Below are 26,999 nucleotides of genomic sequence, written 5' to 3' on the forward strand. Positions count from 1 at the left end.
TCAGGCCGCGTCGGTGCCGCCGAACCGCTCGCGGTAGGACTCCAGGTCCTCCTCGGTGACCCGCGCGAAGAGCACCGGCGGCACGGTGAACGGCGTGCCGGCCGGGACCGCGTCCAGCGACCTTGCCTGCTCCGGGGTGACCCAGGTGGCCGTGTCGCCGGCGAGCTCGAACGCGGAGCGCATGGCGCGCGCCGAGGCCGGGATGAACGGCTCGGAGACCACCGAGTAGAGGTGGATCAGGTTCATCGCGGTGCGCAGGGTGAGGGCCGCGCCCTCCAGGTCGGTCTTGACCTCCAGCCAGGGGGCCTTCTCGTCCAGGTAGGCGTTGCCGGCCGACCACAGGGCGCGCAGCCCGGCCGCGGCCTTGCGGTACTGGAGGGACTCCATGTGGCCCTCGTACTCGGCCAGCAGCTCGGCGATCTGCTCGCCCAGCTTGGCCTCGGCCTCGCCGGCGGGGGTGCCCGCGGGGACCTCGTCGCCGAACTTCTTGCGGGAGAAGGTCAGTACGCGGTTGACGAAGTTGCCGAGGGTGCCGCCGAGGTCCTTGTTGACCGTGGCGGCGAAGTGCTCCCACGTGAAGGAGGAGTCGTCGGACTCGGGCGCGTTGGCGATGAGGAAGTAGCGCCAGAAGTCGGCCGGGAGGATCTCCAGCGCCTGGTCGGTGAAGACGCCGCGCTTCTGCGAGGTGGAGAACTTGCCGCCGTAGTACGTCAGCCAGTTGAAGGCCTTGACGTAGTCGACCTTCTTCCACGGCTCGCGGGTGGCCAGTTCGGTGGCGGGGAACATCACCGTGTGGAACGGGACGTTGTCCTTGGCCATGAACTGCGTGTAGCGGACGTCCTCGGCCTCGTACCACCACGACTTGTAGTCGCGGTTCGCCGGGTCCAGGTCCGACCACTCCTTCGTCGCGCCGATGTACTCGATCGGGGCGTCGAACCAGACGTAGAAGACCTTGCCCTCGGCGGCGAGCTCGGGCCAGGTGTCGGCCGGGACCGGGACGCCCCAGTCGAGGTCGCGGGTGATGGCGCGGTCGTGCAGGCCCTCGGTCAACCACTTGCGGGCGATGGAGGAGGCCAGCTGCGGCCACTCCTCCTCGTGCTCGGAGACCCAGGACTCGACCTCGTGCTGCAGGTTGGACTGGAGCAGGAAGAGGTGCTTGGTCTCGCGGACCTCGAGCTCGGTGGAGCCGGAGATCGCCGAGCGGGGCTCGATCAGGTCCGTGGGGTCCAGGACGCGGGTGCAGTTCTCGCACTGGTCGCCGCGGGCCTTGTCGTAGCCGCAGTGCGGGCAGGTGCCCTCGACGTAGCGGTCCGGCAGGAAGCGGCCGTCGACCGGCGAGTAGACCTGCCGGATCGCGCGCTCCTCGATGAAGCCGTTCTCCTGGAGCTTGCGGGCGAAGTGCTGGGTGATCTCGCGGTTCTGCTCCGAGGAGCTGCGGCCGAAGTAGTCGAAGGACAGCTCGAAGCCGTCGTAGACCGCCTTCTGGGCGTCGTGGGCCTGCGCGCAGAACTCGGCGACCGACAGACCGGCCTCCTTGGCGGCGAGTTCGGCGGGGGTGCCGTGCTCGTCGGTGGCGCAGATGTAGAGGACGTCGTGGCCGCGCTGGCGGAGGTACCGGGAGTACACATCCGCCGGAAGCATCGACCCGACCATGTTGCCCAGGTGCTTGATCCCGTTGATGTAGGGAAGCGCGCTGGTGATCAGGTGTCGAGCCATCCTCGGATGCTCCATTTCGTATGTGCGGTACAACGTGACGTGACGGATTGTGAGTGCGGTTCATCGTATCGAACCGCCGAAAGGCCCCGCGCCGCATTTGTTCTGGGTGGACGTAACACAAAAGCGAGGGTGGTGACCTCTGCGTCACGGCCCTCGCGATGGCGCCCATGCTACAGCCGGTCCGCCGCGCGCCCGACCGGCGGTCAGCGGACGGACATCCGGTGGGCGTGCGACGGACATCCGGCGGGCATCCGGTGGGCGCGCGACGGACGTCCGGTGGGCGTGCGACAGGTGTCGCGGTCCCGCGGCCGTCACCCGCCGTGCACTGCCATCTGCGAGAGGCATATGCATACGCGCTGGTTGAACGCCTGCGTGATCGCCCTCGATCACGACTCGATCATCACCGAACGTAATATTTCCAGGTTTCTTCTCTGCGCCCTCCGAGTGCGCCCGCGCTGATTTCCTGGTGCACGGCACAGGGGATGAGGTGGAACGGTGAGCGATGGCGGACCGGAGGAGTCCGGTGGGGCCGTGGGACTGCCGAGCCGACGCCGGCGGCCGACGCCCATGAGCCAGTGGGATCCGACGGCGCGCCTGTCGTACTGGGCCTTCCACGCCAACCGTCGGCCCGCATACATGCGCTTCGCGTATCTGCAGCTGGGCTCGGACGAGGCGGCCGAGGAAGCGGTGGACGCCGCCTTCGACTCGATCATGGGCGAGTGGCTCCGCATGCTCCACATGGACCGGCTGGACGCGTACGCGTGGACCGTGCTCAAACAGTGCCTGGTCGAACGCCAGCACCGGCGCCACCCCTGGCAGCCGCAGCGGCCCGAGCCGGTGGACATCAGCGCCTTCGAGGCCGCCCTGAAGGAAGCCCACGCCGATCAGTACGAGGTGCTGACCGACACCATCCGCTTCTACTCCGCCGTCTCCCGGCTGGCCGAGCGGCAGCGCGACGCGGTGCTGCTGCGGTACGGACTCCAGTGCACCCCCGGCGAGGCCGCCGCCCTGATGGGCGTCGACGAGGCCACGGTCCGCTCCTACCTCGGCCAGGCCCACCGGCGCCTCGCCCGGCTGCTCGACACCTCCGCGGACACCGCCGGACCGGCCGAATCAGCCGAATCATGAGGCCCTACGAGCGCCGGCGACCGCAGGACGGCGAACAGACCCCCCGCTCCCTGGCCGAGTTCCTCGCCCGGGCGGGCGTCCGCGACCGCTATCCGCACTACGACCTGGGCGCGGCCGAGGCCCGGCTGCTGCGGGCCACCCCGCACGCGCCCGCCACCGGACACCGCGCCCGCCGCCGGTCGGTGTTCGGCTGGAGCGACCCGGCGCGGGACTGCCCGCTCGACTCGGAGCGGGCCCGCCGCGACCTCAAGGCCGCCTGCCTGGCCGCCGTGTGCGGGCCGAAGGCGGAAGCGCAGCTCGACTCCTTCCTCTCCAGCGGGCACAGCGATCTGGCCGGCGCGGTCGTCTTCGGCTGTCTGCTGCACCTGGCCGGGATGCGCGAAGGCGCGCGGTTCTGGTGGCAGTTCGCCGCAGGTTCGGGCCGGGCGCGCACCGCCCCGGCCGCGTACTGCCTGTTCCTCGACCACTCCCGGCGCGGCGAGCACCACGACGCCCGGCTCTGGGCGCGCGAGCTGGGCCGCCGCGGCTTCCGGCCGGGCGGCCGCCGGGACCTGCGGGAGGTGCGGCTCTGCGCACAGGCCGCGGTCCTGCGCTACGTCGACCAGCTGGACGATCCCGACCTGGGCCCGGTGCCGCTGCCCCGGCCGGGGCTGCCGGGGGTGCTGGCCGCGTTCCGGCCGTCGGCTGCCCCGGTCGCGGACGCCCCGGCCGCCGCCCCGGCCCCGGCGCCCGTGACCGTACCGGCCCTCTCGGCGGGGCCGCTGCGCCACCCGGCGCTGACGGCCGCGGCGCGCGGGACCGTCGTCCAGGCCGGGACCGGCGAGGCCCTGGCGGAGGCGCGGCGCGCGCTGGCCGTCGTACGGGTCCTGGAGCAGCACCCCCTGGGCGTGCGGGCCGCCCGGCTCGCACGGGCGTCGGGTCTGACCGAGGAGGCGCTCGGTCCGCTGCTGTCGATGCTGTGCGAGGAGGAGTACGCGTACCGGCCGGCCGCGGGGGTGTACGCGCGCGGACCGGCCCTGGACCGGCTCGCGGCCCCCGGCTGCCACGGTCTGGCGGGCCAGCTCCAGCGGACCCTGGCCCTGGCCCGGGACAGCGCGGGCGCCGCCGTCTACCTGAGCCGGTACGCGGAGGGCGAGGTCCGCATCACGCAGATGGCGGACGGGCCCGGCACCCCGCCGGTGCGGGAGTGGGTGGACTTCCGGGCCGCCGCCCATGCCAGCGCCGTGGGCAAGTGCCTGCTCACCCAGCTCGACCACGACCGCCGCGCCGACCACGTGGCCCGGCACCGCCCGGCCCGGCTGACCCCGCGGACGATCACGGACAGCCGCACCCTGTTCACCGCCCTGGACTCGGTGGCGCCGGGTGCACCCGTCTTCGACCTGCTCGAGTACTCCCCCGGCGTGGTCTGCTCCGCGGTCCCCATCGCGGTCGGCGACGCCGCCGGGAGCCTCGCGCTCTCGCTGCCCGCGGCCCATGCGCACCGGCTGGCCGCGGCCACCGAGGCGCTGCGCCGCAAGGCGGTCCCGGTACTGCTCGCACTGCTCCTGTCGGGCGCGATCCCGCCGGACGCCCCGGCCGCCCCGCCCGGCGAGCGGGCCCCTGCCCAGGCGGGCACCGGGGACACCCCGGACTCCTCGGGCGTACGGCCGCCGGCCGCGCCGCCCCGGCCCGAGCGGGGGCGGGCTCCGCTCACCCCGGAGACCCTGCGCCACCTCAGGCGGCTCTTCCGCACCCCGGTGACCGGGACGACCGGCTCCCCCGCCGGCCCCCACCTGGTCAGCGACACCACGTCCGCGGCGGCGTACCTCTTCGACGCCCTCCCGGACACCGGCCGGCCGTGCCTGTCCCTGCCGCACACCTTCACCCAGGTCGCCCCGGGCACTCTGGCCACCCCGACGGGCCTGGTGGTCCTGGGCCCGTGAACCGGACAGCCCGTGAACCGGACGGCCCGCGGGTCGTCCCCGGGACAACGAAAAGGACCCCGCCGGAGCGGGGTCCTTCTTTTGTGTCCGAGGGGGGACTTGAACTCTCCACTCGGGCACCAGCTTCTTAGTTCACTGACCTGCACGAACACCCCCGTGGAGGCTATCCGGAGCCTGCCACGGTTGGTCACCCTCACCTGCTGTTTCTCGGTGTTTCGGACCGCTGTTGGTCATGCGTTGGTCACGTGACCATTCCAGTCCGCGCCTCCTCACAGCAGGGTCTCCAGACTGGCTGAGAAGCGCTCTCCAGCGACCGTGCAGACGCTCGCCAACCTTGACGCTGCCGTGCCCTCAGGACGAAGCTCGTGCAAGTTGGCGTAAGCCACTCGACACCGGAGGCAGTCATGGCACTACGGTTCATCGGGATTGATCCAGACACCGGGCAGCAGGGTTCCCCCACCGTATGGGTGGACGAGGAGAAGGGGGAGCTGGTGCTTCAGGGCTTGAAGCCAGACGAGAAGCTTGAGGCAGAGTGTGCAGCGTTCGAGGTTCCCGGGCACGCTCCGGGCATCCCGCCGCACGAAGCCGTGATTCGGATTCCGGCCCGCATGGTGCCGATGCCCAGGAAGGCGCGCGATGTCACAGAACGAGCCGGGCCCCAACGAGCTGCTGGCCGCAGCCAAGCACTCGGCTGTGCACCTGGAGCTGCGCGACTCGTACGGCGTCGGGGATGAGGCCGAGGACTTCGAGACCTGGAAGCGTACGGGCCAGCGCGACATTGACCCGGCGTCCACCTACTGGACGCCCTGGGTTGATTTGATTTGCAGCACCGTGGCCCGAGGAGTGACCGTCCGCCGTGCCCGCGTCGTATCGGAACCGGTAACGGATTACATCCGGTACGAGCACGCCGGCACCGTGGTCAACCTTCACGCCGGGGAGCAGGTTCGCTGGCTGCCCAGGCGGCAGGCTTCGGACATTGCGCTTCCCGGAAACGACTGCTGGGTGTTCGACGGAGAGATCGTGCTCTTCAACCACTTCTCCGGTGATGGGAACTGGTCCGAGCCTGGCTGGGAGGTTCGTTCCGAGCCCGCTGTGGCACGGCTGGCCTCGGCTGCGTTCGAGGCGGTCTGGGAGCGCGGCATCCCGCACGAGAAGTTCACGGTCTGACCTGACGGAATACGAAGAGCCCACTCATGTCTGCGTCCCCCTCGTCCAGCGCCCAGGCCGCCCGTGAAGCCATCGCCGCCCGTCTCGGGGGCCTACGCAAAGACGCGGAGCTGACCGGGCATGAGTTGGCTCTTCGGTGCGGTTGGAGTCCCGCGAAGTCGTCCCGCATTGAGCGGGCCAAGACCCCTGCATCGGCCGCCGACATCCGCGCCTGGTGCAAAGCGTGCGGAGCGGAGGACCAGACCGACGATCTGATCGCGGCGAACCGCCAAGCAGACCAGATGTATGTCCACTGGCAAAAGCTGCACCGGCACGGCATGCGCCGGGCGCAGGAGGAGGTTGTCCCTCTCTACGAGCAGACCCGCCACTTCCGCGTGTACTGCTCGAACGTGGTGCCGGGCATGCTCCAGACCGAGGCGTACGCGGCAGCTCTGCTATCGACCATTGCCGCCTTTCAAGGCACCCCTGACGACTCGCAGACGGCGGCAGCATCCCGAATCGAGCGCTCTCGCGTGCTCCATGACGGCAACCACCGCTTCGCACTGCTGTTGGAAGAAACGGTGCTTCGCTATCGCATTGGCGACGCTGCCGTCATGGCTGGACAGCTCGGCTACCTGTTGGCTGTCATGGCGCTTCCGAACGTGAGCCTCGGGGTAATCCCTTTCACGGCCCAGCGGCGTGTCTGGCCCTTGGAAGCCTTCTATCTCTTCGACGGCCGCCAAGCGAGCGTGGAGCTACTCACGGCCGCAGTGAACGTCACGGCGCCCAGCGAGGTTGCCACGTACGCCAAGGCGTTCTCCGAGCTGTCCAAGCTCGCTGTCTACGGTGCACCCGCTCGGGCTCTGATCTCGGATGCGATCACGTCCCTCGGTTAGTTCGCGTGCAAGGTCGTGCAAGACCGTGGCCCGCTCCGTCCCCCGCTTTCTAGGGTCATTCCATCGACCTCGGAAGCGATCGGGAGGGCACGGCGTAATGAAGACGGAACCGAATCGGTGGCACGAACCAACGGTGATGCTGCCTACGCGGAAGGAACGCCCCTCGCCCCGGCCGGTGGCTGGTTGCCCCGAGTGCGCGCGGCTGGGCCAGCTCCGGAAGGCCGCTGCGATGGAGCGGGACAGCAGCACGATCGCTGACTGCAACATCCTGCTGCGGATGCACGGGACCGGCCACTGATGGACATGCAGACCTGGAGAGACGGCCGGACACGAGCCACTGATGCCGCCGAGTCCATACGGGCCGCCTTGGCCGCCCTCGGCATCCCCGAAGCGGCAGGGAGTGGCATACGGCCCACGGTCACCTACAACGGCCTCCCGTACGTGCACCTGGGGATGCTCCCCGCCGCCGTGGTGGAGCAGATTGCCGAGGCCATGAGGGTCACGGAGACTTCCGCCCGCTGAGGGCGGGAGACGGCCTCACCAGGCCGTCAAGCAGATCAGGAGGTGCAGGCATGACTGACCCCCGCGACAAGACCGAGGGCGGCGGAGAGAAGTTCCCGCCCCCGCCCGCCGCGTAGCCGGCCCCCAACCGTCGAGAGAGGGAATCTCACTGTGACGACCATGCTGGAATCCCCCGTCGCCTTACGGCACGGGCGGGACCTCGTCAGTCCCGAGCTGTTCGAGAAGGTGTCGGACCCCGGATGGCACTCGTTCGTGCTCCACACACAGGCGTACGCCGCCTGGTGCGACGAACAGTTCGGGTTCTTCCTCGGACACGAGCCCAAGGCCACCGTCCGCACCCGTCCGCTGATCGGTTCCGTGGTGGACCGCGTCAGGGCGGCTGGCTTCTACGTCGATGACCGGCTGTGGGGCGCGGCGAAGGACTGCAACCCGCCCGCGTGCTGCGGTGACGGCGACGGCTGCTGATCCACTCTCACTGAACGGAAGCGGTCCGGGCGTGTCTAAGGCGCCCGGACCGCCACACCCAAGGGTTCCAAAGATGAGCAGCAATGACGAGGGCCTCACCGGAAGCAGTCGGATCACGGTGTTCGCCATGTTCGGTGCGGTCTTCGGCTACGCCACACACCACCTTGACGAACGACGGATCGGAGAGGTGGCCGTCATCGGCCCCCTGAGCCCCGGCGTCGAATGGCCCCGGCTCTGGCAGATGGCCCGCACCTGCGGCAGGCCCGCCGCCAAGGACACCGAACTTGCACAGTGGATTCTGATCCAGGCAACCCGCTCGTTTGTCTGTGGCAGCGACCGCATCGCCCAATTCCATGACCAGGGCTGGAAGCTGGAGCCCGGCGGGAAGCGAGTCAGCTTCGAAGCGACCTGCGCCCACCGTGACCACCTGTGGACCGGCAACCTGACCGTGGACGGCCTCGGCCCCGACCAGGTTGCCGAGCGCCCTTCGCTCTACCGAGCGTAGCTCGCTAGCCCTGGCGTCCTGTTTCCCGAACGGATCCCGTCCCGAACTGCCTTACCCACACGCATAGTCGAAGCAACGAAAGAAGCCCCGGCGATTCGCCGGGGCTTCATTGGTTTGTTTGGACCGTTCAAAGCAGCGCGCGGAACGGGTTGGAATCGGAAACCGGAGCGGCCTGCCGCTTCACCGGCACGTCTACCGGAACGGGCTTCAGGGTCGGGCGGTAGGCGTCCATCTGAACGACCGTGGCGCGCTTCACGTCACGCTCCGCGCTGGTCGGCTGAGGAATGGGCAGACAGCACGCTTCCTGGGCTCGGTGTGGGAGCCCTGCGGCAACCGAGCCTGTGATGGCGGCCTGACCCATCACAGCCTCCGGGATGCCCCACTGTGGACCGTCTACGCCGCGACTGGTGTCCGTCGCAGTGAGGCCCTGGGTATGAAGTGGTCCCTCGTCCACTGGGATGAGGGGTCGATCGAATTGGGCTGGGTGGTAGTCGAGGAAGGCAACGTCTACCGCCTGCGGAAGCTGACCAAGGACGGAGACGCCAACGCGCGGATCTATGTGGATCAGAGCGTCATGAACGTGCTCAAGTGGCAGACGCAGCGCCAGGACGAGGAGCGGGAACGGCTCGGACCCGCGTGGGTTGATCACGACCTGGTGTTCGCTCGGGACGGCTTCAAGCTGTACCGGAGTGAGGCCGGGGGCCCCAGGACCCCGAGAAGGTCTCGGCGCGGTGGCGCACCCTCCGGGCACGCCTGCACCTGCCGGAGGACTTCCGGATTCACGACTGGCGCCACAGCAAGGTCACGAACGACCTGGAGGCTGGGGAGAACCCCGTAGAGGTCTCTGCGAACGTCCGGCACCACTCGCCGGGCTACACGATGGCCCGGTACGGCCACTCACGTAGGGACGGAGCGCGGAAGCTCGCCGCCTCCGGTGCGGGCCGACTCGGCCTGTCATCCCTGGTCTGACCAGGAAGTTCGCTCGGCTGTTGGTCACGTGGTTGGTCACGCCACAGCCGGAGAAACAGAAAAACCCCAGATCAACTGGGGTCTCTGCTGGTGTCCGAGGGGGGACTTGAACCCCCACGCCCGATAAAGGGCACTAGCACCTCAAGCTAGCGCGTCTGCCATTCCGCCACCCGGACCAGGTGGTCGGCCCCGGTTTCCCGCGGCGACATGGACAACAATAGCAAAGGATCGGCGGGGCTCCGACCACTTATCCGAGCGGCTGCTGTCCGCCACGCCGTGCTGACCTGCACGCATGTCTCGGCGGGCATGGCGATACGGTGCGTCTCGCCCGGGTCAGGGGCAGCGGATGACCTGGCCCGCGTAGGAAAGGTTCCCGCCGAAACCGAAGAGGAGTACGGGGGCTCCGGTCGGGATCTCGCCGCGCTGCACCAGCTTGGACAGCGCCATCGGGATGCTGGCGGCCGAGGTGTTGCCCGAGTCGACGACATCGCGGGCGACGACGGCGTTGACCGCGCCGATCCTGGCGGCGAGCGGCTCGATGATCCGCAGGTTCGCCTGGTGCAGGACGACCGCGGCCAGCTCCTCCGGGAGGACCCCGGCCTTCTCGCACACCTTGCGGGCGAGCGGCGGGAGCTGGCTGGTGGTCCAGCGGTAGACGGACTGGCCCTCCTGCGCGAAGACCGGCGGCGAGCCCTCGATCCGTACGGCGTTGCCCATCTCGGGGACCGAACCCCACAGCACCGGGCCGATGCCCGGCTCGTCGCAGGCCTCGACCACGGCCGCGCCGGCGCCGTCGCCGGTGAGCACGCAGGTGCTGCGGTCGCTCCAGTCGGTGATCTCGGTCATCTTGTCGGCGCCGATGACCAGGGCGCGGGAGGCGGATCCGGCCCGGATGGCGTGGTCGGCGGTGGCCAGGGCGTGCGTGAAGCCCGAGCAGACGACGTTGATGTCCATGACGGCGGGGCCGCCGCCCATGCCCAGCTTGGCGGCGACGCGCGCGGCCATGTTGGGCGAGCGGTCGATGGCCGTGGAGGTGGCGACCAGGACCATGTCGATGTCGTCCGGGGTCAGGCCGGCGCCGGCCAGGGCCTTGCCCGCAGCCTGGAAGGCCAGCTCGTCCACCGGTTCGTCCGGACCCGCGATGTGGCGCGTCTTGATGCCGACCCGGGACCGGATCCATTCGTCCGTCGTGTCGACCATGGCCGCGAGGTCCTCGTTGGTGAGCACTTTCGCGGGCTGGTAGTGCCCTAGCGCCACCACGCGTGAACCGGTCATGGGCGGGGTCCCCCCTCGTACGGAAGTCAGGATCACCCAGCTTTGCCTGCTACTGGTGGGTACGTGTGCGCGTGACCCGACAGGATTCCGGTGCCGGAATTTGGAGATTCCCGAGGATCCGGCAGCCGGGGAGGGTGCAGGAAGCGGAACCGCGACAATGAGGTTGTCGGACACGTGCGAGAACCGCAAGAAAAAACCGAAGGGGTGGACTGATCGCCATGGGACGGGTCACCGAGCGTCGTCGTGTCGTCCGGATCCGGAACGGCGCGGTGGGGGTCCGCCCGGACACTCTGGTCGCCGAGGAGCCGCTGGAGATACGGCTGAACGGCAAACCGCTGGCCATCACGATGCGCACCCCCGGGGACGACTTCGCGCTCGCGGTGGGCTTCCTGGTGAGCGAGGGCGTGCTCGCCAAGGCCTCGGACGTGCGGGCCGTCACCTATTGCGAGGGGGCGGCCGAGGACGGCACGAACACCTACAACGTGGTCAATGTGCAGCTGGCGGCCGGGGTTCCCGTGCCGGACATCACGCTGGAGCGGAACGTCTACACCACCTCCTCCTGCGGCCTGTGCGGCAAGGCCAGCCTGGACGCGGTCCGCACGGCGACCCGCTTCCCGACGCCGGCCGCCGACCCCGTACGGATCTCCGCGGATCTCCTGGCCGCGCTGCCGGACCGGCTGCGCGCGGCCCAGAAGGTCTTCGACCGCACGGGCGGGCTGCACGCGGCCGGGCTGTTCTCGGCGGGTGGCGAGCTGCTGGACCTGCGCGAGGACGTGGGCCGGCACAACGCCGTGGACAAGATCGTCGGGCGGGCGCTCCAGTCCGGCGGCCTGCCGCTGACCGGCGCGGTGCTGCTGGTGTCGGGCCGGGCCTCCTTCGAGCTCGCCCAGAAGGCCGTGATGGCGGGCATCCCGATCCTGGCGGCGGTCTCGGCCCCGTCCTCGCTGGCGGTGGACCTGGCCCTGGAGACGGGCCTGACCCTGGTCGGCTTCCTGCGCGGCCCGGACATGAACATCTACGCGGGCGAGGAACGCATCACGGTGTGATCCCCGGGCCGCCGCCGCTGATGCCGTCGGCGGCCGCAGGCGCCCCCGTCGCCGTCCCCGTCCCCGTTCCCGTCCCCATCCCCGTCGCGCCGCCGCCGGCTCAACGCCCGCGGCGGGTGCGGCGCGTGGCGCGGGCGGCCGGGGCGGGGGCCGGCGGTGTGATGCGGAGCAGGTCCAGGGCGGGCGGGACCGGTGTGGTGCCGGGGCCGCCGGATTCGGCCCAGGCGATGATCTCGTCGGTGGCGGTGTCGTCCAGGGCCCAGCCGAACCAGGCCGCGCGGGCTCCGCGGCGGCGGGCCTCGGTGGTGGGCTGGACCACGATCACGTTGGCCTGGGCGCACGGCCCGAGGCATTCGCTCGTACGGACGGCCAGCCGTCCCCCGGAGGCGGCCGCGGCCTCGCGCAGCCGGGCGAGCTGCCCGGCATGGTCGGTGCCGGGGTTCTTGCGGGGGTCGCCGCAGCAGCAGCCGCGGCAGACCACGAGGGTGCAGGGGCGTTCGGCGTGGGCGCCGTTCGGACGTATCCAGGTCACCACCGAACGTTATCGAGCCTGACCGGTGGGCTGTTGGGACGCGGGCGAGACCTCCGCCACACGGTCTGCGGCGGGTTCGGGATCCACCGGATCGGCGGCGCGGCGCCGGGCGAGGACCGCGCAGACCATCAGCTGCATCTGGTGGAACAGCATCAGCGGCAGCACCGCGAGGCTCGCCTGCGGCCCGAACAGCACGCTGGCCATGGGGAGTCCGGCGGCCAGGCTCTTCTTCGACCCGGCGAACTGGATGACGATGCGGTCCGCCCGGCCGAAGCCCAGGCGCTTCGCCCCGTACCAGGTGACGAGCAGCATGACGGCGAGGAGGACGGCCTCCACCGCCATCAGGGCGCCGAGCCGCGCGATGCTCACCTGGTGCCAGATCCCGGCGACCATGCCCACGCTGAAGGCGGCGTAGACGACGAGCAGGATCGAGCCGCGGTCGACGTAGCCGAGGACGGACCGGTTGCGTACGAGGAAGCCGCCGACCCAGGGGCGCAGGAACTGCCCGAGGAGGAAGGGCAGGAGGAGCTGGAGGACGATCTTGAAGAGGGAGTCCAGGGAGAAGCCGCCCGCGCCGTTTCCGAGCAGGGCCGCGGCGAGGAGGGGGGTGAGGAGGATGCCGGCGAGGCTGGAGAAGGAGCCGGCGCAGATCGCGGCCGGGACGTTGCCGCGGGCGATCGAGGTGAAGGCGACCGAGGACTGGATGGTCGAGGGGACCAGGCAGAGGAAGAGCAGGCCGCTGTAGAGGGGCTGGGTGAGCACTCCGGGCACCAGGCCCCCGGCGGCGAGGCCGAGGAGGGGGAAGAGGAGGAAGGTGGAGGCGAACACGGTGAGGTGCAGCCGCCAGTGGCGCAGGCCGTCGAGGGCCTCGCGGGTGGAGAGCCGGGCGCCGTAGAGGAAGAAGAGCAGGGCCACGGCCGCGGTGGACGCGCCGCCGGCGACGGTGGCGGCCGCGCCGCGGGCGGGGAACAGCGCGGCGAGGCCGCCGGTGCCGAGGAGCGCCAGGATGTACGGGTCCAGGGGCAGCCAGGCGGGGAGGTGCGGGCGTCGCATGCGCGGGGTGCTCACTTCCTCTGGGGGACGGTCTCCCTCCCATCGTCGGGGGTGGCGTGGTGATCGGGAAACCCGCACACCACACTCACTGTCATCGCGATCCGTGATGGGCGCGGTAGCGTGGACGGTATGTACGACCCCGTCCAGCTGCGCACGTTCCTCACGGTGGCCCAGACGCTCAGCTTCACGCAGGCCGCCGGGCGGCTCGGCGTACGGCAGTCCACGGTCAGCCAGCACGTGCGGCGGCTGGAGGAGGCGACGGGCCGGCCGCTGTTCCTGCGCGACACGCACAGCGTGGAGCTGACGGAGGACGGCGAGGCGCTGCTGGGCTTCGCGCGCACGATCCTCGAGGCGCACGAGCGGGCGGCGGCCTTCTTCACGGGGACCCGGTTGCGGGGGCGGCTGCGGTTCGGGGCCTCGGAGGACTTCGTGCTGACCCGGCTGCCGGAGATCCTGGAGGGGTTCCGGCACCAGCATCCCGAGGTGGACCTGGAGCTGTCGGTGGAGCTGTCGGGCACGCTGCACGAGCGGCTGGACGCGGGGCGCCTCGACCTGGTGCTGGCGAAGCGGCGGGGGCCGGGCGACGAGCGGGGCCGGCTGGTGTGGCGGGACCGGATGGTGTGGATCGGGGCGGAGGGGCTGCGGGTGGATCCGGAGCGCCCGGTGCCGCTGATCGTCTTCCCGCCGCCGGGGATCACCCGGGCGCGGGCCCTGGAGGTGCTGGAGCGGGACGGGCGGCGGTGGCGGATCGCCTGTACGAGCGGCAGCCTGAGCGGGCTGATCGCGGCGGCCCGGGCGGGCCTGGGCGTGATGGCCCACACGCGCGGGCTGATCCCGCCGGGGCTGGTCCGTGTCGGCGGGCTGCCCGAGCTGGGCTCGGTGGAGTTCGCGCTGCTGCGCGGCGCCCGCGTGCCGGCCGCCGCCGAGGCGCTGGCCTCGGCGATCCTCTCGGGGGCGGACCGGCTGAGCCGTACGGCGTGACCCGCGCGCGGAACCCCGCTGAGGAGGTCTTGTGGAGGTATGCGCAGGCTGATCAACTGCCGTTCGGCGTGGGGTAGCGTCGCCGCGCCGTACGGAGAGGAGCGGGGCCTTGCGCGAGATCACCGTCCCACCTGTCGTCACGGGCGCGCCCGTCGGCGGTCTGGCCGACTCCGTCTTCCGCCATGCGCACGAGGAACCGGGCCGGGTGGTCCTGGGCCGCAAGACCGGCGGCGTCTGGCGGGACGTGACCTCCGGGGAGCTGGCCGCCGAGGTGCTGGCGCTCGCGAAGGGGCTGCTGGCCCAGGGGGTGCGGTTCGGTGACCGGGTCGCCGTCATGTCCCGTACCCGCTACGAGTGGACCCTCTTCGACTTCGCCCTGTGGGCGATCGGCGCCCAGCCCGTGCCCGTCTATCCGACCTCCTCCGCCGAGCAGGTGCAGTGGATCCTGCACGACTCCGAGTGCACGGCCTGCGTCGTCGAGAACGAGGACCAGGCCATGACGGTGGGCTCGGTCGTCGACCGGCTCCCCCGGCTGCGGCTGCTGTGGCAGCTCGACGCGGGGGCCGTGGACGCGCTGGTCGCCGACGGGCGCGGGGTCGCGGAGGACGTCGTGCACCGTCATCGCGGCGCGGTGACCCCGGACGCGGTCGCGACCGTGATCTACACCTCGGGGACCACCGGGCGGCCCAAGGGGTGCGTGCTCACGCACGCCAACTTCATGTTCGAGGCCGACACGATGGTCAGCCGCTGGGAGTCCGTCTTCCAGGCGGGTCCGGGCGAGCAGCCGTCGACGCTGCTCTTCCTGCCGCTGGCGCACGTCTTCGGGCGGATGGTGGAGGTGGCCGCCATCCGGTCGCGGGTCAAGCTCGGTCACCAGCCGCAGCTGACGGCGGCCGAGTTGCTGCCGGACCTGGCGGCGTTCCGGCCGACCTTCGTGCTCGGGGTCCCGTACGTCTTCGAGAAGGTCTTCGCGGCCGCCCGCCGCAAGGCGGAGGCGGAGGGGCGCACGGGTCCCTTCGACCGGGCGGTGGAGACGGCCGTGCGGTATGCGGAGGCGCGCGAGCAGAAGGCCTTCGGCAGCGGGCCGGGGCCCTCCGCGGGGCTGCGGGTGGAGCACCAGGTCTTCGAGAAGCTGGTGTACGGGAAGGTCCGCTCGGCGATGGGCGGCCGGGTGCGGCACGCCATGTCGGGCGGATCGGCGATGTCGCGCCGCCTCGGGCTGTTCTTCGACGGGGCCGGGATCACGATCTTCGAGGGGTACGGGCTGACCGAGTCGAGCGCGGCGGCCACGGCGAACCCGCCGGGTGCGACCAAGTACGGCACGGTGGGCCCGCCGATCCCCGGCGGCACGGTGCACATCGCGGACGACGGGGAGGTCTGGCTGCACGGCGGCCACGTCTTCTCGGGCTACCTCAACGACCCGCGCGGTACGGAGGAGGTGCTGCGCGGCGGCTGGCTGGCGACGGGGGACCTGGGGCGGCTGGACGAGGACGGCTACCTGACCATCACGGGCCGCAAGAAGGAGATCCTGGTGACCTCCAACGGCAAGAGCGTGCAGCCGGCCGCGCTGGAGGAGCGGGTCCGCTCGCATCCGCTGGTGGCCCAGTGCGTTCTGGTGGGCAACGACCGGCCGTACATCGCGGCCCTGATCACGCTGGACCCGGAGGGGATCGCGCACTGGCTGTCGATGCGCGGCCTGCCGCAGCGGCCGGCGGCGGAGCTGGTGCACGACACGGACCTGTCGGCGGAGGTCCGGCGGGCGGTGGTGGCGGCCAACACCCTGGTCTCGCAGGCGGAGGCGATCCGCACCTTCCGGGTGCTGCCCGAGCAGTTCAGCGAGGAGCGGGGGCTGCTGACGCCCTCCCTGAAACTCAAGCGCCGGGCGATCGAGAAGGCGTACGCGATGGAGGTCGCGGCCCTGTACCAGCCGTGAGCAGGCCGGTTCCCGGCCCCGGAGGCTCCGCCCAGCTCTCCTGACGGTTCGTCATATCGCCGCTGCCAACAATATTGACGATGCGTCAGGTCGCGCACAGAATGCGGGAATTCCGACCGGAGGGGATCCCCAGATGTCGCGACCGATCCGCACCCTTGCCGCCGCGGCGGCAGTCCTCGCACTCGTCTCCGCCTGCAACTCCGCCTCCACCAACGGCAACGACATCGGCAAGCCCGGCGCCACGCCCGGGGACCGCCGCGGGGTGACCGCCGAGTCGATCAAGGTCGGCGGCATCGTGTCGATGACCAGCGCGAGCGGCTACAGCAAGAAGGACACCGATCTCGGCGCCAAGGCGCGCTACATGAGGGCCAACGCCGAGGGAGGCGTCAACGGCCGGAAGATCGACTACCTCGGCGCGGAGGACGACGGCCAGGACCCCTCGAAGAACATGGCGGCCGCCCGCAAACTCGTCCAGCAGGACAAGGTCTTCGCGGTCGCCCCCATGAGCTCGGTGACCTTCTCCGGCGCCGACTTCCTGGAACAGGAGAAGGTCCCCACCTTCGGCTGGGGCACCCTGCCCTCCTTCTGCGGACCCAAGTACATCTACGGCTTCAACGGCTGCCTGGTCCCCACCCCCGGCGGCACCATCAACCAGACCTGGCCCGAGGGCATCTCCCAGCTCCTCGGCGGGGCACAGGGCAAGTCCGTGGCGATCATCGCCAACGACAGCGACGCCGGGAAGTTCGGCATCCGCACCTTCCAGCAGGGCTTCGCCAGCGCCGGGTTCACCGTCTCCTACGCCAAGGCCTCCGTGCCCGGCACCGCCGTGCCCAGCGACTGGTCGGCGTACGTGAAGGAGATCCTCGGCAGCAACGGCGGCAAGGCGCCCGACGCCGTGGTCTCCGTCATGCAGACCCCCAACAACATCGGGCTGTTCACCGCGCTCAAGCGCGGCGGCTACCAGGGCCTGCTGTCCGACCCCACCGACTACGACCCGGGCCTGCTCGCCAAGGACGCCACCAAGCAGGCGCTCGACGGGGTCCACGTGCTGCTCCAGTTCGAGCCCTTCGAGTCGGACAACCCGAAGATGGCCCAGTTCAAGGCCGACATCAAGGCCGCGGCGGGCGGGCAGGACGTGCCGCTCAACATGCACATGCTGACCGGCTACATGTCGGCCGACCTCTTCGTCTCCATCGCGCAGAAGGCCGGCAAGGACCTGACCGTCGAGTCCTTCCAGGCCGCCGCGCAGGGCTTCTCCGACACCGGCACGCTCGTCGGCGACCGGGCGGAGCCCAAGGGGCAGAAGGACAGCTTCGGCTGCGGGGCGCTCGTACAGCTGAAGAACGGCGCGTACGAGGTCTCCGTCCCGTTCAAGTGCCACGAGCCCATCCCCTTCAAGTAGGGCCGCGGCATGGGAGATCTGCTCGGCTTCGTCCTGAGCGGCCTGGTCTCCGGCGCCCTGTACGCACTGCTCGCCACCGGGCTGGTGCTGTCGTACTCGGCGTCCGGGCTGTTCAACTTCGCGCACGGGGCCACCGCCTACCTGTGCGCGCTCACCTTCTACGAGCTGCACTCGGGCCTGGGCTGGCCGGCGGTCCCCACGGCGCTGCTCGTGGTGTTCGTCCTGGCCCCCGGGCTCGGCTGGGGGCTGGACCGGCTGATGTTCCGGCGGCTCGCGCAGGTCGGCGAGACGGCGCAGATCGTGGCGACCATCGGGCTGCTGGTGGCGCTGCCGGCGGCCGGGCTGTGGGCGGTGGAGCTGCTGGCGGACGCGGGCGCGCCCGTGAAGCCCGCCGAGAACCAGTTCGGGCTGCCGGGGGTCGGGCCGAGCCCGGCGAAGTCCTGGCAGCTCGCGGAGGGCGTCGGCATCGACTCCGACCAGCTGATCACCTGGGTGGTGACGGCGGTGGTGGCGGTGGCCCTGTGGGTGCTGATGCGGCACACCCGGCTCGGGCTGCTGCTGCGGGCCGCCGTGGACAACCGCACGCTGACCGAGCTGCGCGGGATCAGCGCCGACCGGCTCTCCTCCGTGGCCTGGATGATCGCCTCGGCGCTGGCCGGGCTGGCGGGCGTGCTGGCGACGCCGCTGCTGGGGCTGTCCGCGCACGACTTCACCCTGTTCCTGTTCGTCTCGGCGACGGCGGCGGTCATCGGACGGTTCGCCTCCGTGCCGCTCGCCTTCGCGGGCGGGCTGGGGCTCGGGGTGCTGCAGAACCTGGTGGCCGGGTACGCCTCCTTCGCCGAGGGCATCACCGGCTTCCGTACGGCCGTACCGTTCCTCATCCTGTTCGCGGGCCTGCTGGTGATGACGCGCCGGGCGCGGGCGGCGGGGGTGGCGGCCGTGGACGCGCCGCCGGTCGACCATCTGGCCGGGGCCGCGTGGGGGCGGCGGTGGGGGGTGTGGGCGGCGGGCGCGGTGGCCCTGTGCGTCGCCTTCTACACCGTGACCACCCCGTTCTGGAGCGGGCTGCTGGCGCAGGGGCTGGCCATCGGGCTGGTGTTCATGTCCTTCACCGTGGTGACCGGGCTCGGGGCGATGGTCTCGCTGGCCCAGGGCACCTTCGTGACCGGGGCGGCGCTGGTCGCCGGGCTGATGATGAGCCGGGGCTGGCCGTTCGTGGCGGCGCTGGCGGTCGGGACGTGCGTGGCCGCCGTGCTGGGGGCGCTGGTCGCGCTGCCGGCGCTGCGGCTGGGCGGCCGGTCACTGGCGCTGGCCACGCTGGCCCTGGCGTTCCTCGCCGACCAGGTGCTGTTCCAGCTGCGGTGGCTGCGCAACGGGGACTCCGGATGGCCGATCCCGCGGCCGGTGTTCGGGCCGGTGGACCTGTCCGACGACCGGGCGCTGGGGGTGGCCCTGGTGGTCGTGGTCGCGGTGGTGGCCGCCGGACTCAGCGCACTGCGGGGGTCCCCGTCGGGGCGGGCGATGCTGGCCGTACGGTCGGCGCCCGCGGCGGCGATGGCCTCGGGGGTGTCCGTCCTGCGGACGAAGCTGCTGCTGTTCACGCTGTCGGCGGGGCTGGCCGGGTTCGGCGGGGTGATGTACGCGTCGTTCAACACCCGCATCACGGCCACGGACTTCACGGCGATGACGGGGCTGGTGTGGCTGGCGGTGGTGGTGGCGGCGGGTGTGCGGAGGCCGCAGTACGCGGTGGTGGCGGGGCTGGTGTTCGCCGTTGCCCCGCGGGTGCTGGCGGACTACGTGACGGCCTCGGCCCATCTGCCGGTGATCCTGTTCGGCCTGGCGGGGTTGGCCTTGGCCAACGATCCCGACGGCTACTGCGCGGCCGTCCCGGTCCGCCGTGCGAAGCGCAAGGCCGGGGGGCGGGGCCCTGCCCCGGCCCCTTCGGGGGCTCCGCCCCCGGACCCTCCCCCAGCTACCGCTGGGGGTACCCCCAGCGCCTCAAACTCCCCCAGCTACCGCTGGGAGGTGCCCCCAGGCGGGGCTGAAATTGCGCTCCGCGCAATCCAGCCCCGCCAGGCGGCCGACAGCAGCCAGAGTCCAGCCCCTCCTGGGGGTCCCCCCGGACGGAGTCTGGGGGAGTTTGAGGAGCGGGGTCCGGGGCGGAGCCCCGATTCTGTCGGGCGGAGCCCCGGTGGGCCGGCGCTCGAGTTGCGCGGGGTCGCGGCCGGGTATGACGGTGGGCTCGTGCTGCACGGTGTCGGGCTGGCCGTGCGCCGGGGGGAGATCCTCGCCGTGCTCGGACCCAACGGCGCCGGCAAGAGCACCGCCTGCCGGGTGGCCGCCGGGGCCCTGGCCCCCACCGCGGGGGCGGTCCTCGTCAACGGGCGGGACACGACCCGCGACGGGCCCGTGCAGCGGGCCCGGTCCGGCGTGGTGCTCGCTCCCGAAGGCCGTGGCATCTTCCCCGGGCTCACCATCGAGGAGAACCTGGCCCTGTACCTGCGGGACCCCGCCGCCCGGGCCGCCGTATACGACCGCTTCCCGCGCCTAGCGGAACGCCGCGGGGTGGCCGCCGGGGCCCTGTCCGGCGGGGAGCAGCAGATGCTGGCGCTGGCCCCGCTGCTCCAGCGGCCGCCCGAGGTGCTGATCGCCGACGAGCCCTCGCTCGGGCTGGCCCCGCGCGTGGTCGAGGAGGTGTACGCGCTGCTCACCGAACTCCGCGACGCCGGGACCGCGCTGCTCCTGGTGGAGGAGAAGGCGGCAGAGATCCTCGGGATCGCCGACACCGTGGCCTACCTCTCCCAGGGCCGCGTCTCCTGGTGCGGCCCGCGCTCCGAGGTGGAGGCGGACCGGCTCACCGAGGCCTACCTGGGGATGGCGACATGAGCGGATACGTACTGGAGGCCCGGGGCGTCGGCGTGCGCTTCGGCGGGGTCCGGGCCCTGACCGGCGTGGACCTCGGCGTCCGCGCGGGCGAGGTGTGCGGGCTGATCGGGCCGAACGGGGCCGGGAAGACCACGCTGTTCGACGTGCTGTCGGGGATCCGGCGGCCCGACCAGGGGCGGATGCTGCTGGACGGGGTGGACATCACCCGCCGTTCCCCCGTCTGGAGGGCCCGGCACGGGATGCGCCGGACCTTCCAGCGCCAGCAGCTTTTCGGCCAGCTCAGCGTGGCCGACAACCTGCTGGTCGCGCAGGAGTGGCGGGGCGGCGGGGGCGGGCTGGCCGCCGATCTGGTCGCCTTCCCGGCCCGGCGGTCCCGGGAGCGGGCGCGCCGGGAACACGGTGAGCGGGTGCTGGCCGGCTGCGGGATCGGCGCGCTGGGGGCCTCGTACGCCGGCGGGCTGCCCGTCGGGCAGGCCCGGATGGTGGAGCTGGCGCGGGCGGTGGCCGATCCGCCGAGGGTGCTGCTGCTGGACGAGCCGGCGTCCGGGATGTCGGCGCCCGAGCGCGAGCGGCTGGCGGCGGTGGTGCGGCGCCTCGCGCGGGAGGAGGGCTGTGCGGTGCTGCTGGTCGAGCACAACGTGGCCTTCGTGATGGACCTGTGCGCACGGGTGGTCGTACTGGACCTCGGGTCGGTGCTCGCCGAGGGGCCGCCGGCCGCGGTACGGGCGGACCCGCTGGTGCGGGAGGCGTACCTCGGGACGGCGTGATCCGTCCGGGGGTGGCGGGAATACGTTGTACGAGGGGCCGGTTGTCGCCCCTCGTACGACGCCGCCCATCGACCAGAGGGAACGACCAGACGTGAACCAGGTCCCCACCGTCAAGCTCAGCAACGGAACGCTGATGCCCCAGCTCGGCTTCGGCGTCTGGCAGGTGCCGGACGCGGAGGCGGAGCGGGCCGTCGCGACCGCGCTCGAGGCGGGCTACCGCAGCATCGACACGGCGGCCGTCTACGGCAACGAGGCCGGCACCGGCAGGGGCCTGGCCGCCTCCGGGGTGGCGCGCGAGGAGCTGTTCGTCACCACGAAGCTGTGGAACGGCCCGAAGCAGACCTGGAACCGGGACGCGGTGCTGCGCGCCTTCGACGACTCGCTCACCAAGCTGGGCCTCGACCACGTCGACCTGTACCTGATCCACTGGCCGCGCCCGATGCGCGACGACTTCGTCTCCATCTGGCGGACCTTCGAGGAGATCGCGGCGAGCGGCCGGGCCAGGGCGGTCGGCGTGTCGAACTTCCGCCCGGCGGACCTGGACCGGCTGGCCGGGGCGAGTGCGCTGGTGCCGGCCGTGAACCAGATCGAGCTGCACCCGCTGTTCCCGCAGGACGAGCTGCGCGCGCTGCACGCCGAGCGCGGGATCACCACCGAGGCCTGGTCCCCGCTGGGCCAGGGCAAGGAGCTGCTGACGCTCCCGGTGGTGGCCGCGATCGCCGCCAAGCACGGGCGCAGCGCCGCGCAGGTCGTGCTGCGCTGGCACCTGGGGCACGGCAACGTCGCGATCCCCAAGTCCGTGACCCCCTCGCGGATCCGGGAGAACCTGGACGTCTTCGGCTTCGAGCTGGACGCCGAGGACGTCGCCGCGCTGGACGCCCTGGGCGCGGGCTCGGCGGCCCGGCGGATCGGTCCGGACCCGGCCGTCTTCGACGTGTGAGCGGGGCCCGCGTGAACCTTTCCGAGGGGCTCTACCGGATCCGCAACGTGGACAGCGGCCTGGTGCTCCAGCTGGAGGGGGCCTCCCGGGTACGGGTGGGCCCCGACGGGCCGCCCGCGCCGGAGGCGGCCCGCCGGTGGCGGATCTCGCCGGTGCACAGCGGCGGCGGGATCTTCCACGTCGTGAGCGAGGACAACGAGCGCCGCCTCGACGTCGCGAACGCCTCCACGGACAGCGGCGCCCGGGTGCAGGTGTGGCCAACGCCTTCGGCGCGCAGGAGTGGATCGTCGAGGAGCACCTCGACGATCCGGGCGTGGTCTCCCTGATCGCGTGCATCAGCGGTCTGCCGCTGGAGGCCGACGGCGAGGGGCGAGCCCGCCAGGGCGAGGACACCGACTCCCCGGCGCAGTGGTGGCGCCTGGAGCGGGTGTAGCGGGCCGGCGCGCCGAGCGGCGTGCTGCGTGCGGCGTGCTGCGTGCTGCGTGCGGCGTGCGGCGTGCGCAGCCGCGTGCCGGGCCTCTTCGGGGCCCGGCACGCGGTGCGGCTTCAGCTCGCGCCGTGGGCCGGGGCGAGGGATTCGACGCGCTCGGCGAGGGCGAAGTCGTTCGCCGTCACCACACCGCCCGCGTCGTGGCTGTTCACCGACAGCCGGACCGTGTTGTAGCCGAGGGTCAGGTCGGAGTGGTGGTTCAACTCCTCCTGGACGGAGGCGATGTGGGCGACGAGGGCGCTCGCCGCGAAGTGCGTGCCCAGCCGGTAGGTCCGGAAGATCCGGTCGTCTTCGAAGGCCCAGCCGGGGAGTTCCCGCAACCGGTCCTCGATCTCCTTCTGTGACAGCGGTTCACTCGGCATGCACCGGCTCCTTTTCCCCGTGACGTGGAGTCAAGGTTCCCACAGTGCGCGCCGGAGCGACCCTTTCGCGCCATAGTGCGCTCGGGTACTTTCCCGGCCTTCCGCGCCCCACCCGGTCCCCTTAGGCTCCTGCGCCGGACGCGACCGTTACCAGTGGTAACAAGGGAACGAAGGGGCGGCACCTCGATGGTGAGCACAGGAAGTTCCAGACGTACGTTCATCGCGGGCACCGCGGCCGCCACGGCCGGCGGAGCCCTGTCGGCGGGCTTGACCGCCGCGCCGGCGGCTGCCGCGACGGCCGCGACGGGATCGGGCGCCGGAGCCGCGCCGAACGGCCGGCACGTCGCCGTGCTCGGCGGCGGGGTGGCCGGGCTGACCGCGGCGCACGAACTCGCCGAGCGCGGCTACGCCGTCACCGTGTACGAACGCCGCGCGCTCGGCGGCAAGGCGCGCAGCATGGACGTGCCCGGCAGCGCCCGGGGCGGGCGCCGGCCGCTGCCCGCCGAGCACGGCTTCCGCTTCATCCCCGGCATCTACCACAACCTGCCCGACACCATGCGGCGCATCCCGTTCCCCGGGAACGCGAACGGGGTGTGGGACAACCTCATCGCGCCGCGCGAGATGATGTTCGCCCGGGCGGGCGGCCGCGAGGACCTGCGCGGGCCGATCCCCTGGCCGGAGCACTCCCCCGCCGAGCTGACGCCCGAAGAGATCCGGCGCGCCCTCACCGGCATCCTGCAGTCGCTGGTCCGGCTGCCGCTCCACGAGACGGCGTACTTCGTGAACCGCGTACTGGTCTTCCTCACCAGCTGCGACGAGCGGCGCAACGAGGTCTGGGAGCACACCCCCTGGTGGGACTTCGTCCGCGCGGCGCGGATGTCGAACGAGTACCAGCGGATCCTCGCCGTCGGCATCACCCGCAACATCGTCGCCACCAAGGCGGAGGAGGCCTCCACCCGGACCGTGGGCACCCTGGGCGAGGCCTTCGTCTTCAACCTGCTGGGCCGCGGCGCGGACGGCCCGCCGGACCGGATCCTCAACCTGCCGACCAACGAGGCGTGGATCGACCCCTGGGAGGCCCATCTGCGCTCCCTCGGGGTGGAGTTCAAGGTCGGCTGGACCGTGCGGGAGGTGCAGTACGGGAACGGCCGGGTGAGCGGTGTCGCCGTCCTGGACCCGACCGGCGCGCGGCAGACCGTCACCGCCGACCACTACGTCTCGGCCCTGCCCGTCGAGCACGCCCGGCGCACCTGGAGCGCGGCGCTGCGGGCCGCCGATCCGATGCTGGGGCGCTGCGACAGGCTGGAGACGGACTGGATGACGGGGATCCAGTTCTATCTCACCGAGCGGGCTCCGCTGGTGCACGGCCACCTCAACTGCATCGACTCCCCCTGGTCGTTGACGGCGATCCAGCAGGCCGAGCACTGGCCCTCCCGCGACTTCCCCGCCGACTACGGCGACGGCGCCGCGGTGGACTGCCTGTCGGTGGACATCTCGGAGTGGGACAAGCCCGGGATGCTGTACGGGAAGACGGCCAAGCAGTGCACCCGCGAGGAGGTGGCGCGCGAGGTGTGGGCCCAGCTGAAGGCCTCCCTCAACGACACCGGGAGGACGCTGCTGAGCGACTCCGCGCTGCACTCGTGGTTCCTGGATCCGGGCGTGGACGGGCTGGGCACCCCGAATCCGACCAACGAGGACGAGTTGCTGATCCACCCGACCGGCACCTTCCACAACCGGCCGAGCGCGGGCACCCGCATCCCGAACTTCTTCCTCAGCGGGGACTACGTGGCGGTCGACATCGACCTGGCGACGATGGAGGGCGCGAACGCCTCAGCCCGGGCCGCCGTCAACTCCCTCCTGGACCGCGACGGTTCGCGGACCGACCGGTGCACGATCCGGCCGCTGTACCGGGCCCCGGAGGTCGAGCCCGCGAAACGGCACGACCTGTGGCGCTACCGGATGGGCCTGCGGAACGTCTTCGACCTGGGCTGACCGGGGCGGCGCAGGGCGCGCTCGGCTACCGTCGAGGGCATGACCACCACGATGCCCACGGTCGGCGCCCTGCTCCGTACGTGGCGGGAGCGGCGCGGCATCAGCCAGCTGGAGCTGGCGGGCCGCGCCGATTCCTCGTCCCGGCACATCAGCTTCATCGAGACCGGGCGGTCCCGGCCGAGCCAGGAGATGGTGCTGAGGCTCGCGGACCGGCTGGACGTGCCGGTGCGGGAGCGCAACGCCCTGCTGTTGGCGGCGGGTTACGCACCGCACTACGCGCAGACCGCCCTGGACGACCCGTCCATGGCCGCGCTGCGCGAGGGCATCGAGCGGCTGCTGACCGGGTACGAGCCCTACCCGGCGCTGGTCGTGGACGCCACCTACCACGTCGTCGCCGCCAACCGGGGCATCATGATGCTGATGGACGGGCTGCCGGAGCACCTGCTGGCCCCGCCGCTGAACGCCATGCGGATCACCCTGCACCCCGAGGGCCTGGCGCCGCGGATCCGCAATCTGAGGGCGTGGCGCGGGCATCTGCTGGAGCAGATGGAGCGGCAGATCGCGCTGGCCCGGTCGGAGTCGCTTCGCGCGCTGTACGAGGAGGTCGCGGCCTATCCGGTCGCCGAGCGCGCGGGCGGCGAACCCGAGGCGGACGAACCCGTCCCGTACATCGCGCTGCCGCTCGTCATCGAGCACGACGGCCACGTGCTGTCCTTCGTGTCCTCGATCGCGACCTTCAACACGCCGATGGACGTGACCGTAGCCGAGCTGGCCATCGAGACGATGCTCCCGGCCGACCCGGCAACGGCGAAGTACCTGCGCTCACTTGGCGACTGAGCGCAGGGCGAGCTGCTGGAGCAGTGCGAATCCCGCGACGACGAGCGCCTGCGCCGGGATCCACACGGCTCCGGCGGCGGTCGGCGAGAACCAGACGGCGAGGGAGACCAGGCTCAGGGCCGCCCAGGCGTAGTTGGTCTCGATCACGAGCTTCACCGGGAGGGCCGGCGGACGCCTGCGCGAGGCCAGCAGGCCCACCGCGGCGCCGTACGCGACGAGCAGGATCCCGAGCCCGAGCAGCAGCCCCTGCCCGACCCCGAGCAGCCGGCCCAGCGGGGCCGAGAAGGCGGCGTACGCAAGCCCGTTGGCGGTGGTGACCAAGGAGTCGAGGGCGAGGAAGCGGCGCAGCATCGACTGCGGTTCGGCGGTGCGGGCGATGCTGCCGATCAGGGTTGCGGACATGGGGAATCAGCCTCCGTCGAGGTCGGGTACGGGGAGGGGCACGGGTTCCGGATCCGAGTGCGCGGCCCCGGAACCCGATACCTCCAGCCTGCCGCCCGGCCACCGGCGAGGTCGATTACCTCGGAGGTAACGCGGCGCGCAGGCAGTCCCGTTGAGGGCTCGGCAGAGGTGCTACCGAACAGTAGTTTTATGGCGGTTGGGCTGAACTCCGCCCAACCGGTGCCGTCGTGACCGAAATGAGATGTCATTCCGCTTACGGAATGGATCACTTCACGCGCTTGGTGGCGATTTTGGATCTTGTAGGGACGGCTACGTTTCAAGCCAGTGATCACTTGCGATGTGCAGGCGGTCGATCCTCATCCCCTGGGGGGATCTTGCGTTACCGAAGAAGACCGGACGGGCCCGTGGGGCGCGTCCGTTCGCCGTTCAGGGCGCCGGCCGGGCTGGGTGCCACGGCCGCCGCGCTGGCCGTCGTGATGACCGTGTCGACCATCTACGGAGCCGAGGCCGCCGTCGCCTCCCCCGCTGCCGCGGCCGACAAGTCGAAGCAGGCCAAGGAGACCGCGCAGTCCGCGGCTGACATACCGTCCGCCCGGGTGGCCGCGCGGCTGTACAAGCACCGCGTGGAGGCGCTCTCGGAGCGCTCCGAGACGTCCACCACATGGGTGAACCAGGACGGTTCGCTGACCGCTGAGGTCGCGGCCGGACCGATCCGCTTCAAGGATCCCGCCACGGGCCAGTGGCGCGACGTCGACGTGAACCTCGCGGCCGGGCCCGACGGTTCGGTCGCCTCCAAGGCCCACCCGCAGGGCCTGCGCCTGTCCGGGAAGAC

24 protein-coding genes, 1 tRNA gene and 2 pseudogenes are annotated in these 26,999 nt (G+C 71.6%); 19 read left to right on the forward strand and 8 right to left on the reverse strand.

Annotated features, from left to right (window positions below; genetic code table 11):
• Positions 1 to 1,716 (reverse strand): methionine--tRNA ligase, encoded by a 1,716-nt coding sequence (metG, locus tag ACFWP3_RS22725; protein WP_384223959.1) that lies wholly within the window; start codon positions 1,714 to 1,716, stop codon positions 1 to 3.
• 495 nt (positions 1,717 to 2,211) lie between these two features.
• Here metG and ACFWP3_RS22730 point away from each other — a divergent pair, with 495 nt between their 5' ends.
• From ACFWP3_RS22730 to ACFWP3_RS22765, 8 genes and pseudogenes are all read left to right on the forward strand, one after another.
• Positions 2,212 to 2,844 (forward strand): sigma factor-like helix-turn-helix DNA-binding protein, encoded by a 633-nt coding sequence (locus ACFWP3_RS22730; protein WP_384223962.1) that lies wholly within the window; start codon positions 2,212 to 2,214, stop codon positions 2,842 to 2,844.
• A gap of 827 nt (positions 2,845 to 3,671) precedes the next feature.
• A pseudogene (locus ACFWP3_RS22735) lies at positions 3,672 to 4,391 on the forward strand (IclR family transcriptional regulator C-terminal domain-containing protein); the annotation flags it as partial.
• 779 nt (positions 4,392 to 5,170) lie between these two features.
• A pseudogene (locus tag ACFWP3_RS22740) lies at positions 5,171 to 5,419 on the forward strand (hypothetical protein); the annotation flags it as partial.
• Positions 5,403 to 5,933, forward strand: coding sequence for a DUF6879 family protein (locus ACFWP3_RS22745; protein ID WP_384223965.1), 531 nt, complete (start codon positions 5,403 to 5,405; stop codon positions 5,931 to 5,933). The pseudogene ACFWP3_RS22740 and the gene ACFWP3_RS22745, both read left to right, overlap by 17 nt.
• A gap of 26 nt (positions 5,934 to 5,959) precedes the next feature.
• Positions 5,960 to 6,808: a helix-turn-helix domain-containing protein gene (locus tag ACFWP3_RS22750; RefSeq protein WP_384223968.1), complete on the forward strand. Its 849-nt coding sequence runs from the start codon at positions 5,960 to 5,962 to the stop codon at positions 6,806 to 6,808.
• Positions 6,809 to 7,111: 303 nt separating this feature from the next.
• The gene (locus ACFWP3_RS22755) at positions 7,112 to 7,330 is read left to right on the forward strand and encodes a hypothetical protein (RefSeq protein WP_384223971.1); all 219 of its coding nucleotides are present in this window, start codon (positions 7,112 to 7,114) and stop codon (positions 7,328 to 7,330) included.
• A gap of 159 nt (positions 7,331 to 7,489) precedes the next feature.
• Positions 7,490 to 7,795, forward strand: coding sequence for a hypothetical protein (locus tag ACFWP3_RS22760; protein WP_384223974.1), 306 nt, complete (start codon positions 7,490 to 7,492; stop codon positions 7,793 to 7,795).
• 73 nt (positions 7,796 to 7,868) lie between these two features.
• A complete protein-coding gene (locus ACFWP3_RS22765; protein WP_384223977.1) occupies positions 7,869 to 8,300 on the forward strand; it encodes a hypothetical protein in 432 nt (143 codons plus the stop codon).
• Between the two features lie 127 nt (positions 8,301 to 8,427).
• Here ACFWP3_RS22765 and ACFWP3_RS22770 read toward each other — a convergent pair whose 3' ends face one another.
• The 3 genes from ACFWP3_RS22770 to ACFWP3_RS22780 all read right to left on the reverse strand — a co-directional run bounded on the left by ACFWP3_RS22770 (position 8,428) and on the right by ACFWP3_RS22780 (position 10,544).
• Complete coding sequence (locus ACFWP3_RS22770) at positions 8,428 to 8,556, reverse strand: hypothetical protein (protein WP_384223980.1); 129 nt, start codon at positions 8,554 to 8,556, stop codon at positions 8,428 to 8,430.
• Positions 8,557 to 9,357: 801 nt separating this feature from the next.
• A tRNA-Leu gene (locus tag ACFWP3_RS22775) sits at positions 9,358 to 9,445 on the reverse strand.
• A 157-nt stretch (positions 9,446 to 9,602) separates the two neighbouring features.
• On the reverse strand, positions 9,603 to 10,544 hold the full coding sequence (locus tag ACFWP3_RS22780; protein ID WP_384223983.1) for a beta-ketoacyl-ACP synthase III: 942 nt from the start codon (positions 10,542 to 10,544) through the stop codon (positions 9,603 to 9,605).
• A gap of 218 nt (positions 10,545 to 10,762) precedes the next feature.
• Here ACFWP3_RS22780 and fdhD point away from each other — a divergent pair, with 218 nt between their 5' ends.
• Complete coding sequence (fdhD, locus tag ACFWP3_RS22785) at positions 10,763 to 11,590, forward strand: formate dehydrogenase accessory sulfurtransferase FdhD (protein ID WP_384223986.1); 828 nt, start codon at positions 10,763 to 10,765, stop codon at positions 11,588 to 11,590.
• 100 nt (positions 11,591 to 11,690) lie between these two features.
• On the opposite strand, the gene ACFWP3_RS22790 is transcribed toward fdhD, so the two are convergent.
• Entirely contained in the window at positions 11,691 to 12,122 is a 432-nt protein-coding gene (locus tag ACFWP3_RS22790; RefSeq protein WP_384223989.1) for a (2Fe-2S) ferredoxin domain-containing protein, read from the reverse strand.
• A gap of 9 nt (positions 12,123 to 12,131) precedes the next feature.
• Positions 12,132 to 13,175, reverse strand: a complete 1,044-nt coding sequence (locus ACFWP3_RS22795) for a bile acid:sodium symporter family protein (RefSeq protein ID WP_384223992.1) — start codon at positions 13,173 to 13,175, stop codon at positions 12,132 to 12,134.
• Positions 13,176 to 13,304: 129 nt separating this feature from the next.
• Between ACFWP3_RS22795 and ACFWP3_RS22800 the strand changes: the two genes are divergently transcribed.
• The 7 genes from ACFWP3_RS22800 (at position 13,305) to ACFWP3_RS22830 (ending at position 22,410) form a co-directional block, all read left to right on the forward strand.
• Positions 13,305 to 14,156, forward strand: a complete 852-nt coding sequence (locus ACFWP3_RS22800; RefSeq protein ID WP_384223995.1) for a LysR substrate-binding domain-containing protein — start codon at positions 13,305 to 13,307, stop codon at positions 14,154 to 14,156.
• Positions 14,157 to 14,265: 109 nt separating this feature from the next.
• Entirely contained in the window at positions 14,266 to 16,089 is a 1,824-nt protein-coding gene (locus tag ACFWP3_RS22805) for an AMP-dependent synthetase/ligase (RefSeq protein ID WP_384223997.1), read from the forward strand.
• A 133-nt stretch (positions 16,090 to 16,222) separates the two neighbouring features.
• Positions 16,223 to 17,491: an ABC transporter substrate-binding protein gene (locus tag ACFWP3_RS22810; RefSeq protein ID WP_384224000.1), complete on the forward strand. Its 1,269-nt coding sequence runs from the start codon at positions 16,223 to 16,225 to the stop codon at positions 17,489 to 17,491.
• 9 nt (positions 17,492 to 17,500) lie between these two features.
• Positions 17,501 to 20,377, forward strand: coding sequence for an ATP-binding cassette domain-containing protein (locus tag ACFWP3_RS22815; protein WP_384224002.1), 2,877 nt, complete (start codon positions 17,501 to 17,503; stop codon positions 20,375 to 20,377).
• On the forward strand, positions 20,374 to 21,144 hold the full coding sequence (locus tag ACFWP3_RS22820) for an ABC transporter ATP-binding protein (RefSeq protein WP_384224005.1): 771 nt from the start codon (positions 20,374 to 20,376) through the stop codon (positions 21,142 to 21,144). Before ACFWP3_RS22815 ends, ACFWP3_RS22820 begins: the two co-directional genes overlap by 4 nt.
• Before the next feature lie 91 nt (positions 21,145 to 21,235).
• Positions 21,236 to 22,084: an aldo/keto reductase gene (locus ACFWP3_RS22825; RefSeq protein WP_384224008.1), complete on the forward strand. Its 849-nt coding sequence runs from the start codon at positions 21,236 to 21,238 to the stop codon at positions 22,082 to 22,084.
• Positions 22,085 to 22,095: 11 nt separating this feature from the next.
• A complete protein-coding gene (locus ACFWP3_RS22830) occupies positions 22,096 to 22,410 on the forward strand; it encodes an RICIN domain-containing protein (RefSeq protein ID WP_384224010.1) in 315 nt (104 codons plus the stop codon).
• 220 nt (positions 22,411 to 22,630) lie between these two features.
• Here the strand turns inward: ACFWP3_RS22830 and ACFWP3_RS22835 are convergent, their stop codons facing one another.
• Positions 22,631 to 22,936, reverse strand: coding sequence for a 4a-hydroxytetrahydrobiopterin dehydratase (locus tag ACFWP3_RS22835; RefSeq protein ID WP_069922660.1), 306 nt, complete (start codon positions 22,934 to 22,936; stop codon positions 22,631 to 22,633).
• Positions 22,937 to 23,122: 186 nt separating this feature from the next.
• Between ACFWP3_RS22835 and ACFWP3_RS22840 the strand changes: the two genes are divergently transcribed.
• Positions 23,123 to 24,928, forward strand: coding sequence for an FAD-dependent oxidoreductase (locus tag ACFWP3_RS22840; RefSeq protein ID WP_384224013.1), 1,806 nt, complete (start codon positions 23,123 to 23,125; stop codon positions 24,926 to 24,928).
• Positions 24,929 to 24,967: 39 nt separating this feature from the next.
• Positions 24,968 to 25,765, forward strand: a complete 798-nt coding sequence (locus ACFWP3_RS22845) for a helix-turn-helix domain-containing protein (protein ID WP_384224016.1) — start codon at positions 24,968 to 24,970, stop codon at positions 25,763 to 25,765.
• Here ACFWP3_RS22845 and ACFWP3_RS22850 read toward each other — a convergent pair.
• Positions 25,751 to 26,167 (reverse strand): hypothetical protein, encoded by a 417-nt coding sequence (locus tag ACFWP3_RS22850; RefSeq protein ID WP_384224019.1) that lies wholly within the window; start codon positions 26,165 to 26,167, stop codon positions 25,751 to 25,753. The genes ACFWP3_RS22845 and ACFWP3_RS22850 overlap by 15 nt on opposite strands.
• Positions 26,168 to 26,643: 476 nt before the next feature.
• Here ACFWP3_RS22850 and ACFWP3_RS22855 point away from each other — a divergent pair.
• A partial coding sequence (locus tag ACFWP3_RS22855; RefSeq protein WP_384224026.1) for a hypothetical protein occupies positions 26,644 to 26,999 on the forward strand: 356 nt, incomplete at its 3' end.

The organism is Streptomyces sp. NPDC058525 (assembly GCF_042719495.1).
Lineage (GTDB): Bacteria > Actinomycetota > Actinomycetes > Streptomycetales > Streptomycetaceae > Streptomyces.

Excerpts from the sequence above, each read along its gene's own strand:
- ACFWP3_RS22840 (WP_384224013.1), top strand. The coding sequence starts at position 23,123 with ATGGTGAGCACAGGAAGTTCCAGACGTACGTTCATCGCGGGCACCGCG.
- ACFWP3_RS22750 (WP_384223968.1), top strand. The coding sequence starts at position 5,960 with ATGTCTGCGTCCCCCTCGTCCAGCGCCCAGGCCGCCCGTGAAGCCATC.
- ACFWP3_RS22815 (WP_384224002.1), top strand. The coding sequence starts at position 17,501 with ATGGGAGATCTGCTCGGCTTCGTCCTGAGCGGCCTGGTCTCCGGCGCC.
- ACFWP3_RS22755 (WP_384223971.1), top strand. The coding sequence starts at position 7,112 with ATGCAGACCTGGAGAGACGGCCGGACACGAGCCACTGATGCCGCCGAG.
- ACFWP3_RS22845 (WP_384224016.1), top strand. The coding sequence starts at position 24,968 with ATGACCACCACGATGCCCACGGTCGGCGCCCTGCTCCGTACGTGGCGG.
- fdhD (WP_384223986.1), top strand. The coding sequence starts at position 10,763 with ATGGGACGGGTCACCGAGCGTCGTCGTGTCGTCCGGATCCGGAACGGC.
- ACFWP3_RS22745 (WP_384223965.1), top strand. The coding sequence starts at position 5,403 with ATGTCACAGAACGAGCCGGGCCCCAACGAGCTGCTGGCCGCAGCCAAG.
- ACFWP3_RS22765 (WP_384223977.1), top strand. The coding sequence starts at position 7,869 with ATGAGCAGCAATGACGAGGGCCTCACCGGAAGCAGTCGGATCACGGTG.
- ACFWP3_RS22800 (WP_384223995.1), top strand. The coding sequence starts at position 13,305 with ATGTACGACCCCGTCCAGCTGCGCACGTTCCTCACGGTGGCCCAGACG.
- ACFWP3_RS22795 (WP_384223992.1), bottom strand. The coding sequence starts at position 13,175 with ATGCGACGCCCGCACCTCCCCGCCTGGCTGCCCCTGGACCCGTACATC.
- metG (WP_384223959.1), bottom strand. The coding sequence starts at position 1,716 with ATGGCTCGACACCTGATCACCAGCGCGCTTCCCTACATCAACGGGATC.
- ACFWP3_RS22820 (WP_384224005.1), top strand. The coding sequence starts at position 20,374 with ATGAGCGGATACGTACTGGAGGCCCGGGGCGTCGGCGTGCGCTTCGGC.
- ACFWP3_RS22760 (WP_384223974.1), top strand. The coding sequence starts at position 7,490 with ATGCTGGAATCCCCCGTCGCCTTACGGCACGGGCGGGACCTCGTCAGT.
- ACFWP3_RS22850 (WP_384224019.1), bottom strand. The coding sequence starts at position 26,167 with ATGTCCGCAACCCTGATCGGCAGCATCGCCCGCACCGCCGAACCGCAG.
- ACFWP3_RS22780 (WP_384223983.1), bottom strand. The coding sequence starts at position 10,544 with ATGACCGGTTCACGCGTGGTGGCGCTAGGGCACTACCAGCCCGCGAAA.
- ACFWP3_RS22810 (WP_384224000.1), top strand. The coding sequence starts at position 16,223 with ATGTCGCGACCGATCCGCACCCTTGCCGCCGCGGCGGCAGTCCTCGCA.
- ACFWP3_RS22835 (WP_069922660.1), bottom strand. The coding sequence starts at position 22,936 with ATGCCGAGTGAACCGCTGTCACAGAAGGAGATCGAGGACCGGTTGCGG.